8 protein-coding genes are annotated in these 14,010 nt (G+C 41.9%); 6 read left to right on the forward strand and 2 right to left on the reverse strand.

Going from position 1 to position 14,010, the window contains the following annotated elements; all coding sequences use genetic code 11:
- The first annotated feature begins 4 nt into the window (after positions 1-4).
- The 6 genes from KQP79_RS03040 to KQP79_RS03065 all read left to right on the forward strand — a co-directional run bounded on the left by KQP79_RS03040 (position 5) and on the right by KQP79_RS03065 (position 11,798).
- Complete coding sequence (locus tag KQP79_RS03040) at positions 5-1,630, forward strand: RagB/SusD family nutrient uptake outer membrane protein (RefSeq protein WP_138343158.1); 1,626 nt, start codon at positions 5-7, stop codon at positions 1,628-1,630.
- Between the two features lie 307 nt (positions 1,631-1,937).
- Complete coding sequence (locus tag KQP79_RS03045; RefSeq protein ID WP_015532323.1) at positions 1,938-4,223, forward strand: GH92 family glycosyl hydrolase; 2,286 nt, start codon at positions 1,938-1,940, stop codon at positions 4,221-4,223.
- A 6-nt stretch (positions 4,224-4,229) separates the two neighbouring features.
- Positions 4,230-6,572: a GH92 family glycosyl hydrolase gene (locus KQP79_RS03050; protein WP_008776738.1), complete on the forward strand. Its 2,343-nt coding sequence runs from the start codon at positions 4,230-4,232 to the stop codon at positions 6,570-6,572.
- Between the two features lie 13 nt (positions 6,573-6,585).
- Positions 6,586-7,380 (forward strand): basic secretory family protein, encoded by a 795-nt coding sequence (locus KQP79_RS03055; RefSeq protein ID WP_015532324.1) that lies wholly within the window; start codon positions 6,586-6,588, stop codon positions 7,378-7,380.
- 10 nt (positions 7,381-7,390) lie between these two features.
- Positions 7,391-9,748: a GH92 family glycosyl hydrolase gene (locus tag KQP79_RS03060; RefSeq protein ID WP_015532325.1), complete on the forward strand. Its 2,358-nt coding sequence runs from the start codon at positions 7,391-7,393 to the stop codon at positions 9,746-9,748.
- Between the two features lie 103 nt (positions 9,749-9,851).
- Positions 9,852-11,798 carry a glycoside hydrolase family 97 protein gene (locus tag KQP79_RS03065; RefSeq protein ID WP_234120525.1) on the forward strand — a complete coding sequence of 649 codons (1,947 nt, stop codon included), beginning with the start codon at positions 9,852-9,854 and terminating at the stop codon, positions 11,796-11,798.
- Between the two features lie 296 nt (positions 11,799-12,094).
- On the opposite strand, the gene KQP79_RS03070 is transcribed toward KQP79_RS03065, so the two are convergent.
- Together KQP79_RS03070 and KQP79_RS03075 are read right to left on the reverse strand one after the other, a co-directional pair.
- Positions 12,095-12,889: a LytR/AlgR family response regulator transcription factor gene (locus KQP79_RS03070; protein WP_195310683.1), complete on the reverse strand. Its 795-nt coding sequence runs from the start codon at positions 12,887-12,889 to the stop codon at positions 12,095-12,097.
- Positions 12,890-12,894: 5 nt separating this feature from the next.
- Positions 12,895-13,962, reverse strand: coding sequence for a sensor histidine kinase (locus KQP79_RS03075; RefSeq protein WP_004313051.1), 1,068 nt, complete (start codon positions 13,960-13,962; stop codon positions 12,895-12,897).
- Positions 13,963-14,010 lie beyond the last annotated feature (48 nt).

A 14,010-nucleotide genomic window follows, 5' to 3' on the forward strand; every position in this document is an offset into this window, starting at 1 on the left:
AATTATGAAACTATTAAAAGTATATATATCTGCATTTTGTATGTGTTCACTTTCTGTGTTGTTGAATTCATGCGACGATTTCCTGAAAGAAGAACCATTGGATATGAAGTCATCTGACCAATTCTGGAAGACGAAAGCTGATGCGGAGTCGGGTGTGAACGCATTGTATTTCGGTGGTGTACCTTATTTACATAACACTGATGTAGGCGGTGGCTGGACTCCTAAAGCGACAATGTGGGGTGGTATTGTGTCCGGATTGTACGTTGATAAGCGTAAGGATAGAACATTTACTACGGCATCCGAAGGGTGTAACTTCAATATTGAGTCTTTTGATGATATTGCAATGAAATACTGGCATGAGTTTTATAAAGGTATTTCACGTGCTAACTTTGTTATAGCCAATATTCCGACAATGACCGGGGTGCTGGATGAAGCTACTATTAATAATTATGTGGCTCAAGGTAAATTCTTCCGTGCATACGGGTATTTTTGGCTGGTCAAAGAATTTGGTGGTGTTCCTTATATTTCAGAACCTTACACATCTACAGAAGGTATGTACAAAGAACGTCTTTCTGCTGAAGAGGTTTATAAGAAAATTGAAGCCGACTTGCTGGATATTGTCAACGGGGATGCATTGCCGAATAAAACGTTCTATGAAAATGGCTGTTATGTTACCAGAGCAATGGCGCAGACTTTGCTGGCACAAGTTTATCTACAATGGGCTGGTGCACCGTTAAACGGGGGGGCAGACTATTATGGAAAAGCTGCACAGATGGCATTGAAAGTGATTAATGATAGTCCTCACGGACTTATTCATCCGAATGGAACGACTGATGATTTGAACTCTGCGTATAATGTGATTAAGACAACGAAAGAATCAGCTGAAATCATTTATGCTAAAGAATACAATTATAGTGATTATAGTGTAGGTAACTCTTATGCTTGTCGTTCTATCGGGACAGATGCTTTTCAGTGGGGAGTGTTCCATCCGGGAGGAGACGTGCTGTATAATGCATACCTTCCCTGTGATATGTTGCTTAACAGCTATGCCTCTAATGATATTCGAGGACATGAGAAACAGTTCTTCTTTAAGCAATATACCGATGCTGAAGGAAATACTCATACTTTGAATAATGCAGGCAACTGGGCATGGTTTGATGAAAATGCTTTGATTAGCGGTCACGACGGTGATTATAATATGCCGGTATTCCGTTTTGCGGAAGTCTTGCTGATTGCGGCCGAAGGTCTGGCACGTACAAATCATGAAGATAATGCTGTCGGTGGAGCTAAATATTATCTCAATCAAGTGCGTAAACGTGCTGGATTGGCAGATGAGACGGCTACAGGAAACGATTTAATACAATCGATTTTGACTGAACGTTTGCATGAGTTACCGTTGGAATTTAAGATTTGGGATGACATTCGTCGTACTCGTTTGTATCCGGAAGCATCTACCGAATCAGGAAAATTGAAATGGACTGCTCTTGCATCGGCTCAAATCCAAAACAAGCCCGATGGAAGCATAAGAGCCGGCGCCATTCCTGAATATGCTTTGTTATGGCCTATCCCGTTAGATGAAATTCAGGCTAATCCTGCGTTGGAAGGACATCAGAACCCGGGATGGAATTAATTAGGTAATAATAAATATTTGTTTCTGATAGAATTGGAGAGAGGGTAAAGGCTAATTATCCTCTCTCTATTGCTTAAACGGTTAGTCTTTCGGTTGTACTCTCATTGTATACACATAAATATTATATTTTGATTCTCAGTTATTTAACTTGTACTCTCGTTGACACTCGTTTCCTTTGGTTGACTATACTGCTATTTTTTCTTATTTTGGCGTATCAGAGGACTGATAATTGCTGAAAGATGCTTTAATTTGTAACATAAATAAAAAAGACTTGATAATCTAGTATTAATAGTTTAATTCGTAGACCATGAACAAAAAGAAACTACTATCTTTCGCAATAGCCCTGCTATTGGGAGTTTCCTCTACCTTTGCACAAAAGCAACCGGTAGACTATGTGAATCCTTTAATGGGGACTGATTCGAAAATATCACTATCCAATGGAAATACATATCCCGCCATTGCGTTGCCTTGGGGAATGAACTTCTGGATGCCACAAACCGGAAAGATGGGTGACGGTTGGGCTTACACTTATGCATCCGACAAAATCAGAGGTTTCAAGCAAACGCATCAGCCCAGTCCGTGGATCAATGACTACGGTCAGTTCTCAATCATGCCGATGACTAAACAGTTGAAGATCGATCAGGACAGTCGTGCTTCCTGGTTCTCTCATAAGGCAGAGAAAGCCACTCCTTATTATTACAGTGTTTATTTGTCAGAGTATGACATGACAACTGAAATAGCTCCGACAGAACGTTGCGCATATTTCCGTTTCACTTTCCCTGAAACCTCCGATGCCTATGTGGTGGTAGATGCTTTCGACCGCGGTTCGTATGTGAAGGTGATTCCCGAAGAAAATAAAATAGTTGGTTATACGACACGCAATAGTGGCGGTGTTCCTCAAAACTTTAAAAATTACTTTGTGATAGAGTTCGACAAGCCTTTTACTTTCAATAAAGTATGGGCAGACTATCATTTGGTTGAAACACATCTCGAACTACAATCCAATCACGTGGGTGCTGCTATCGGATTTTCAACGAAGAAAGGAGAACTGGTACATGCAAAGGTGGCATCCTCATTCATCAGTCCTGAACAGGCTGAACTGAACTTGAAAGAAATTGGTAATAAGACCTTTGAACAGACAAAAGAGGCCGGTCGTAAGGCATGGAACAATGTCTTGGGGCGTATCAAGGTTGAAGACAGCGATGAGAACCGTATGCGTACGTTCTACTCTTGTTTGTATCGTTCGGTGTTGTTTCCCCGTATGTTTTACGAAGTAAACGGTAAGGGAGAAACTGTGCATTACAGCCCCTATAATGGTGAAATCCGTCCGGGATATATGTTTACCGACACTGGATTCTGGGATACTTTCCGTTGCTTGTTTCCATTTGTTAATTTGATATATCCTTCAATGGGTGAGAAGATGCAGGAAGGCCTGTTGAATACCTATCTTGAAAGTGGATTCTTTCCTGAATGGGCAAGCCCGGGCCATCGTGGTTGTATGGTTGGGAACAATTCAGCTTCTGTAGTGGCGGATGCCTTCATGAAGAATGTAACCAAAGCGGATGCAGAAAAAATGTACGAAGGCCTACTGAAAGGGGCCAATAGCGTACATCCGAAAGTTTCTACTACCGGACGCCGTGGATATGAATATTATAACAAACTGGGCTATGTGCCATACGATGTGAAAATTAATGAGAATGCGGCACGCACATTGGAATATGCATACGATGACTGGTGCATTTACCGTATGGGTGAAAAATTAGGCCGTCCGGCAGAAGAACTGGATGTTTATAAGAAAAGGAGTCAGAACTACCGTAATCTGTTCGATCCGGAAACTAAGTTGATGCGGGGAAAGAATTCCGACGGAACTTTCCAGACTCCTTTCAATCCTTTTAAATGGGGAGATGCCTTTACGGAAGGAAATAGTTGGCATTATACATGGTCGGTATTCCACGATGTACAAGGACTGGTTGACCTGATGGGCGGCAAGAAGATGTTTGTCAGTATGCTTGATTCTGTATTCAATCTTCCTCCTGTATTTGATGATAGCTATTATGGAGGAGTGATTCACGAGATTCGTGAAATGGAAATTGCTAACATGGGTAACTATGCACATGGCAACCAACCTATCCAGCACATGATCTACTTGTATAACTATGCCGGCGAACCGTGGAAAGCCCAATATTGGTTGCGTGAGACGATGAACCGCCTCTATCTTCCTACTCCGGACGGTTATTGTGGAGATGAAGATAACGGTCAGACTTCGGCTTGGTATGTATTTACTGCATTGGGATTTTATCCGGTATGTCCGGGCAGCAATGAATATGTGATGGGAGCTCCTTACTTTAAGAAAGCAACGATTACACTGGAGAACGGCAAGAAATTGGAAATCTCCGCCCCGAAGAATAACGATGATAATCGTTATATTCGTTCATTGAATTATAATGGCAAGAATTATACAAAGAATTATCTGAACCATTTCGATCTGTTGAAAGGCGGTCGTCTGGTGTTTGATATGGATAACAAACCGAATAAGGGAAGAGGTATCAACGAATCAGACTTCCCGTATTCATTCTCTCGTGACGCAAAGTAAGCTGATATGAATAATTTGAGAAAGAAAGTATTGATGATGACTATGGCGGCAGTAACTTTGTCCGCCATAGCTCAACAGCCGGTAGACTATGTGAATCCGATTATCGGGACCAATGGGATGGGGCACACTTTTCCCGGTGCTTGCACTCCTTTCGGATGGGTACAGTTGAGTCCGGACACAGACACAATTCCGCATAATATAAATGGAGCTTATCAGAAAAATGCCTACGAGTATTGTGCTGGTTACCAATATAGGGACAAGACCATTGTTGGCTTCAGTCACACTCATCTTAGTGGTACGGGACATTCTGACTTGGGAGACATCTTGTTGATGCCTGCTGTTGGCGATGTGAAGTTAAATCCCGGTCGGGCGGATTATCCGGAAGAGGGATACCGTTCACGTTTTGACCATGCTACAGAAAAAGCTGTTCCCGGATATTATGAAGTGATACTGGACGATTATGGCATTAAGGCCCAACTGACAGCAACACAACGGACGGGTATACATAAATATACCTTCCCGAAAGGAAAAGATGGTCATTTGATTTTGGATCTGGTGCATGGTATTTATAATTATGACGGCAAAGTTCTATGGGCCAATTTGAGAGTCGAAAACGATACTCTGTTGACCGGATATCGTATCACCAATGGATGGGCGCGTACGAATTATACCTATTTTGCTATCTCTTTGTCACAGCCGATTAAAGACTACGGATATAAGGATAAGGAAAAAGTATTGTACAATGGCTTTTGGCGTCGTTTTAAGTTGGAAAAGAACTTCCCCGAAATCACAGGTCGAAAAATCGTGGCTTACTTTAACTTCGATACCGCTAACAATTCGGAACTGGTTGTAAAAGTGGCATTGTCGGCAGTCAGTACGGAAGGGGCCATTAAGAATCTGCATGCCGAGGCTTCCGGAAAGAGTTTCGAACAGTTGGCGGAGGCTGCTCGTACAGATTGGAATAGTGAACTGGAGCATTTCGAGATCGAAGGTACGCCCGATCAGAAAGCAATGTTCTATACTTCTCTTTACCACACCATGATTAATCCGTCTGTGTATATGGATGTAGACGGTTCCTATCGTGGGCTGGATCATAACATACACCGGGCGGAAGGATTCACCAACTATACTATATTTTCCCTTTGGGATACCTATCGTGCGGAACATCCTTTCCTGAATCTGGTGAAACCGGGACGCAATGCGGATATGGTGGAATCCATGATTAAACATGAGCAACAAAGCGTGCACGGAATGTTGCCGATATGGAGTCTGATGGGAAATGAAAACTGGTGTATGAGCGGTTATCATGCTGTGTCTGTACTGGCGGATGCAATAACCAAAGGCGTCTTTTCGAATGTGGATGAGGCATTGGCGGCAATGGTCAGTACATCCACCGTTCCGTATTATGAAGGTATAGCTGATTATATGAAGCTGGGATATATTCCGCTTGACAAAAGTGGTACAGCAGCCTCTTCTACTTTGGAGTATGCATACGACGATTGGACTATCTATCAGACAGCTTTGAAGGCAGGTAACAAGGAAATAGCGGAGACTTACCGAAAGCGTGCCCTCAATTATCGTACTATCTATGATACAAGTATTGGTTTTGCACGTCCCCGTTATAGTGACGGTTCTTTCAAGAAAGAGTTTGATGTATTGCAAACCTATGGTGAAGGTTTTATCGAAGGCAATTCATGGAATTTCTCTTTTCATGTGCCACACGATGTATTTGGCATGATCGACTTGATGGGAGGAGAAGGGACGTTCGTGCAGAAACTGGATGAACTGTTCTCCATGCATCTGCCGGAGAAGTACTATGAGCATAATGAGGATATTACGGAAGAATGTTTGGTCGGCGGATATGTGCATGGTAATGAACCGAGCCACCATGTTCCTTATCTATATGCGTGGACTTCCCAGCCGTGGAAATCACAGTACTGGCTGCGTGAGATTCTGAATAAGATGTATAAGAATGATATTAACGGATTGGGTGGAAATGATGATTGCGGACAGATGTCAGCATGGTACCTTTTCTCCGTGATGGGTTTCTATCCGGTTTGTCCTGGTACAGACCAGTATGTATTGGGAGCGCCCTACCTACCTTATCTGAAGATGACGCTTCCTAATGGAAAGACATTGGAGATCAAAGCGCCGGGTGTCAGCGATAAGAAACGTTACGTGCAGTCGCTGAAATTGAACGGTAAGGTATACGACAAGATGTACATTACACATGAAGACATTTTGAAAGGAGGCGTGCTTGAATTCAAGATGGGGGCGTCACCTAACAAACGTCGCGGATTATCACCGGAGGATAAACCTTATTCATTAACTAACGGAATCAACGAATAATCAATAAAGGAGTATGAAAAAGATACATTTAATCTATGCAGCCTGCCTGCTGGTAGGTATGGGGGCTTGTGCTGCAAGTGTGCAAAAACAGGTGAAGGATAGTTCTGATGTATGGAAAGAGTACAATACAGGTGCTGTATTGTTTGAGGATAAAGCACCGGAAACGCTGGGATCGGACATTTACCACCGGATCATTCCCGATGCTGAATCGTACATCAAGGAACAGGCACGTACTGTATTAGCTACTCTTTACAATTCTCCGGAAGATAGTATTCCCGCAGTGCACAAGATACATTATACTTTGGAAGATATCAACGGTATTTCTGCTAAAGGCGGTGGCAATGGTGATGTGACGATTTTCTACAGTACACGTCATATTGAAAAATCTTTTGCAGCGAATGATACGGCAAAGTTGTTTTTCGAAACGCGCGGGGTATTGTTGCATGAACTGACACATGCTTATCAGCTGGAACCGCAAGGAATCGGTTCTTATGGAACCAATCGTGTGTTCTGGGCATTTATCGAGGGAATGGCAGATGCTGTGCGGGTTGCCAATGGAGGATTTGACGGACCGAATGCCCGTCCGAAAGGTGGAAATTATATGGACGGATACCGTACGGCGGGTTATTTCTTCGTGTGGTTACGTGACAACAAAGATCCTGAATTCCTGCGTAAGTTTAACCGGAGTACATTGGAGGTTATCCCTTGGTCGTTTGATGGAGCTATCAAGCATGTTTTAGGAGACGAATATAATATTGATGAACTGTGGCATGAATATCAAGTTGCGGTAGGTGATATACAAGCATAATAATGTAAATATGGTGAGTGTAATGGGTAAAAGAGGATTGTTTTTAGTATGGCTGTGCCTGGTGAATATTTTGCCGGGCATGGCTCAAACCGAGAAACTGATTGATTATGTGAATCCATTTGTGGGAACAGATGGTTATGGTAATGTGTATCCGGGTGCGCAGATTCCTTTCGGGGGAATTCAGATGAGTCCGGACACGGATAGTAAATACTATGATGCGGCTTCCGGTTATAAATATAATCATTCCACTTTGTTGGGGTTCAGTCTGACTCATTTAAGCGGGACTGGTATACCTGATTTGGGAGACTTCTTGTTTATTTCCGGAACAGGAGAGATGAAACTGGATCCGGGGACACGTGAGGAGCCGGAAAAGGGATACCGTTCACGTTATTCTCATGAAAAGGAATGGGCATCACCTAATTATTATGCGGTGGAACTGTCAGATTATGGAGTAAAGGCTGAAATGACGTCAGGGGTACGTAGTGGTATGTTCCGCTTCACCTATCCTCAATCGGATAAAGCTTTTATTATGATCGATATGAACCATACTTTATGGCAATCTTGTGAATGGGCGAATCTGCGCATGGAAAATGATTCTACCATCACCGGATATAAACTGGTGAAAGGCTGGGGACCGGAACGGCATATCTATTTCACGGCTACTTTCTCTAAAAAGTTGACCGGCTTGCGCTTTATGCAGAATAAGAAGCCGGTGATTTACAATACCTCCCGGTTTCGTAGCAGCTATGAAGCTTGGGGAAAGAATCTGATGGCTTGCATCTCTTTTGATACAAAAGCCGGAGAGGAGGTGATTGTAAAAACTGCTATTTCATCGGTCAGCACAAACGGGGCAAAAAACAATATGGCGGAACTTGCCGGACTCACTTTCGATGACCTGAAAGCTAAAGGAGAAGCACTATGGGAAAAAGAACTTGGAAAATATACCCTTACTGCCGACCGTAAAACGAAAAGAACATTCTATACGTCGGCTTATCATGCGGCTTTGCATCCGTTCATCTTTCAGGATGCAGACGGGCAGTTTCGAGGATTAGATAAAAATATAGAGAAAGCCGAAGGATTTACTAACTATACGGTATTCTCTCTTTGGGATACCTACCGGGCTTTGCATCCCTGGTTCAATCTGGTTCAACAGGAAGTGAATGCCGATATTGCCAATTCCATGCTGGCTCATTATGATAAAAGTGTGGAGAAAATGCTTCCTATCTGGTCGTTTTATGGAAATGAGACTTGGTGTATGATTGGTTATCATGCAGTTTCCGTATTGGCTGACATGATTGTGAAGGGAGTGAAAGGATTCGATTACGAACGTGCGTATGAGGCTATGAAGACCACGGCGATGAATCCGAATTATGACTGTTTGCCGGAATATCGTATGATGGGATATGTGCCTTTTGATAAAGAGGCGGAGTCAGTATCTAAAACATTGGAATATGCGTATGATGATTATTGCATGGCACAGGCTGCCAAGGCTTTGGGTAAAGAGGATGATTACCGTTATTTCTTGAATCGTGCACTCTCTTATCAGACTTTGATTGATCCGGAAACGAAGTATATGCGTGGCAAGGACAGTCAGGGAAACTGGCGTACACCGTTTACTCCGGTAGCTTATCAGGGACCCGGATCTGTAAATGGATGGGGGGATATTACGGAAGGATTTACTGTACAATATACCTGGTATGTACCACAAGATGTACAAGGATATATGAACGAAGCTGGCGAAGATTGGTTCCGCAACCGGTTGGATGAACTGTTCACGGTAGAGTTGCCGGATGACATTCCGGGAGCACATGATATTCAAGGCCGTATCGGAGCCTATTGGCATGGAAATGAACCTTGCCATCATGTAGCGTATCTTTATAATTACTTGAAAGAACCTTGGAAATGTCAGAAGTGGGTCCGTACGATTGTTGACCGTTTCTATGGCGATACTCCGGATGCATTAAGTGGCAATGACGATTGCGGGCAGATGTCGGCTTGGTATATGTTCAATTGCATTGGCTTTTACCCGGTGGCTCCTTCAAGCAATATGTATAACATTGGTTCTCCTTGCGTTGAGGCAATAACAGTTCGGATGAGTAACGGAAAAGTTATTGAAATGGTAGCAGATAATTGGTCGCCGAAGAATGTGTATGTAAAGGAATTGTATGTAAATGGCAAGAAGTATGACAAATCTTATTTGAAATATGAGGATATACGTGATGGCGTGAAACTACGTTTTGTCATGAGCAGTAAACCGAACTATAAGCGTGCGGTATCGGATGAAGCGGTAGCTCCTTCTTTGTCGTTGCCTGGAAAGACAATGAAATATCAGGTAAATTTGATGAAAACGGGTATATCAAACCAGTGAAAATAACTTTTGAAGGAGTATTACCCAGTCCGTTTGATAGTACGAAGTGATGTTTTTATTACATTTGCCAATGTAAAACGATTATTAATTAAATATCTAAATCATGAGAAGATATTTCCTGTTAGTTGTGTGTTTGTGCTTGGCATCACTACTTCGTGCACAGAATAAGTTAGAGTTAATTTCTCCCAATGGAGAGCTGAAAGTGTCCTTGAATCTCTCGGATAAAATCTATTATAGTATAGATTATAACGGAGATGTATTGTTGAAAGACAATACCCTTCAGTTGACATTGAAGAATCAGGTGTTGGGAGAAAATCCCAAACTGCGCCGTCAGAAACGTACGAGTGTCGACGAGCAATTAACTCCTATTGTTCCTTTGAAATATGCGAAAGTCAATAATCGTTATAATCAATTGCTACTGACCTTTAAAGATTATTCAGTAGAATTCCGTGCTTTTGACGATGGAGTTGCTTACCGGTTTATTACCTCACAAAAAGGTGATGTTGAAGTAATGAACGAAGAGTTTGCTATCAACTTCCCGTCGGATTATCTTCTTCACTTGCAACAACCGGGAGGCTTCCATACAGCTTATGAGGAACCTTACACACATGTTCAAAGTAATGCGTGGAAGCCTGAAGAACGGATAGCTGTTTTGCCGGTATTGATTGACACACAAAAAGACTATAAAATATTAATCAGCGAGTCGGATCTGGCTGATTATCCATGTATGTTTCTCAAAGGAACAGGCACGAACGGAGCAATTTCTGTTTTTCCTAAAGCTCCGCTTGCGTTTGCCGAAAACAGTGATCGAAGCGTGAAGATTACTCAAGAAGCTGATTACATTGCTAAAACAAAAGGTACGAGAAATTATCCTTGGCGTTACTTTGTGATAAGTAAAAATGATAAGCAGTTGATTGAGAATACAATGACTTATAAACTGGCTGAAAAGAATCAACTTCAGGATGTTTCATGGATTAAGCCGGGACAGGTGAGCTGGGAATGGTGGAATGACGCTTCTCCTTACGGACCGGATGTGAATTTTGTTTCCGGTTATAACTTGGATACTTATAAGTATTACATTGATTTTGCTTCTAAATTTGGTATTCCATATATCATTATGGATGAAGGCTGGGCTAAAAGTACACGTGATCCTTATACGCCTAATCCCAAAGTAGACTTGCACGAGTTGATCCGTTATGGCAAAGAAAAAAATGTAGGGATTGTGCTTTGGTTGACGTGGTTGACGGTAGAAAACAATTTTGATCTCTTCAAGACTTTCAATGAATGGGGAGTAAAAGGACTTAAGATTGATTTTATGGACAGAAGCGATCAGTGGATGGTCAACTATTACGAACGGGTAGCCCGGGAAGCAGCCAAACATCATTTGTTTGTCGATTTTCATGGCTCTTTCAAACCTGCCGGACTGGAATATAAATATCCGAATGTATTGTCTTACGAAGGAGTGCGTGGCATGGAACAAATGGGCGGTTGTTATCCGGATAATAGTCTGTATTTACCGTTTATGCGTAATGCTGTCGGTCCGATGGATTATACTCCCGGGGCGATGATTAGTATGCAGCCTAATGTGTATCGGTCGGAACGTCCTAATGCTGCAAGTATCGGAACACGTGCTTATCAGTTGGCACTCTTTGTGGTTTTTGAGAGTGGTCTGCAGATGTTGGCAGATAATCCTACTCTTTATTATCGTAATGAAGATTGTACCCGTTTCATCACACAAGTTCCCGTAACATGGGACGAGACTGTGGCATTGGAAGCTAAAGCGGGTGAATACGTCATTGTAGCAAAACGGAAAGGCGATAAGTGGTTTATAGGAGGAATGACTAATAATGGTAAAAAGGAACGTGAGTTTACCATAAAGTTAGATTTCTTGAATAAAGATCGCTCTTATCAAATGATATCTTTTGAGGATGGTATCAACGCAGGACGTCAGGCGATGGATTATCGTTGCAAGTCAGCCCAAGTGAAAGCCGGAGAACAGCTAACTATAAAGATGGTTAGAAATGGCGGCTTTGCAGCTGTCATTGAATGATGGCACATATTCTAACTTTCCATACGTAAAAATGGAATCCTCTTTCAATCTATCACCATCCTTCTGAAACGCATTGTTCATCGAGCTTTCAGGGTGGTGATAGATTGTTCTCCACCTATCACCTAATCATTCATCTATCACCGTTTGAAATGAACATGCCTGCATATAAATATAAGCTTGTATGTAAATAGAAGTTTCAACAGGAGATACCTTTGGTTTCAAGCGTTGAAACCAATCGTTTCACGGCACGAAACACTTTGTTTTGCTATTTGTTCTAAGAAGGCAATGTCTCGGAATCAACGTTTTCTCTTAGAGAACCACTCTTTAAACTCTGCTACTCGGGCTTTACTGACAAGTATTTTTTCTTTGATTCCTGAATAGTACAAGTTGATGGACAGTCGGCTGTTGAACCATAAGTCAATATCTTTGATAGCTTCTCGCGAAATAAGATATTGGCGGTTAGCCCGAAAGAAAAGAGAAGGATTGAGACACTCCGTAAGTTCATCTAATGTTTGAGAAAAACAGTATTCGGTTTCATCGGTTAAGACTACTTTGACCTGACAGTCCTTAATATAAAACAATTGTATCATATCTACAGAAACGGGCAATAGTTTGTCTCCTTTGGTAGGAATAAGGAAATGACTTTTATAGTTTTCTTGCTTTTGGAGTGAATGTATTAGTTTCAGTAGCTCATTCTCCTGTTGTGGAAAAGGAAACTGGTGTTTGTCAGCAGCATCCTGTAAACCTTGGAGCTTATCGAAAGCGTGTTCTATGTCTTCCTTACCGATGGGTTTTAATAAGTAGTCGATGCTGTTTACTTTGAATGCACGTAACGCATATTCATCATAGGCAGTTGTAAAGATAATCGGACAAGTAATATTGATATGATTGAATATCTCGAAGGCGGAACCATCTGCCAGGTGAATATCCATGAATACCAGTTCCGACATCGGATAAGAACTGAACCATTCGATAGTGGAACTGATACTATCCAGTATGGTCACGATTTCTCCATTCGGTTTTATTTCATTAAGCAGTGAAGTCAGGTTTCGTACTGCTGCTTTTTCGTCTTCTATAATGACAATCTTCATGGTGGTTATTGTTCTAGTTGTGATTTTTCAATCAAAGGAATACAAACTGTAAACTCTCTGTCCTCCGTTATTTGTATATCCCGTTTAAACAAGAGCCTGTATCGTTTGGCAAGGTTGGCAAGTCCGATACCGGTTCCGGAAGTTGCAGTCCATTTGGGCTGAATGTCGTTGCTGATAGACAAATTGCCGTTATCGTCCGTCGTGATATGAATAGTCAACGGCTTCCGGTTGCTGATTTCGTTGTGCTTTACTGCATTCTCAATCAACACTTGCACCGCCATTGGAGGGAGGAGATATTCTTCGTAGGCATTGCTTATCTGTATGTCGAATTGTAGATTGTTCTCAAAACGCATCTTTAATAGAAATATATAAGCGGAAACAAATTCCATTTCTTCCCGGAGACTGACACATTGTGACTCATTACTTTGCAAAGTATACCTTAGTACCCGGGAGAGTTCCTGAATGTAATCCTGCGCTTTATCCTGATTTTCGCGTACCAGCGAACGCAGGGTATTCAGCGAGTTGAACAGCATGTGTGGGTTCAGCTGATTCTTCAGTACTTCATACTGATTGCGGAGATTCTCTGCCTGAAGCTGTTCGTTCTCAATAAGTACCAGTTGCTGCTTGAATATAAGATGAATGATACAGCAACTACTGGTGACGAGACATGCCACAATAAAATCCCGCAATGGATGCAAATAATGATGTACCATGGCATCGATGGCCGGAATATCAAACGTTCTGTGAAGGAAAACAAAAAACTGTCCTGACAAGTTACTCAATATCCATGTCACGATAAAGGAAAGCAAAATCTTTGTCCCTGTAATTTTAATGGAAGCCTGATTGAAATGAAACAAACGGGTATTGATGGCAAAAAGTAACAATAGCGACAGAAAGGTAAAAAGTATTTCGTTTGCCACATCTATAAACTTCATCCCTGGGAATAAGGAATGACTTTCGAAACGGTCGAAAAGAGATACTGATTCAGGAAAATGAATCAGTACAGCAACCGCTAAGGAGATGATGACTGTGGAAAGTATATATTTATCTTTTTTTATTGCTTTGGCTATCATACAACAAAGATAGTGGTAAATTATGAGTTACCGGTTATAAAATGTCAA

The organism is Bacteroides sp. DH3716P, assembly GCF_025914115.1.
In the GTDB taxonomy this organism is placed as follows: domain Bacteria; phylum Bacteroidota; class Bacteroidia; order Bacteroidales; family Bacteroidaceae; genus Bacteroides; species Bacteroides ovatus.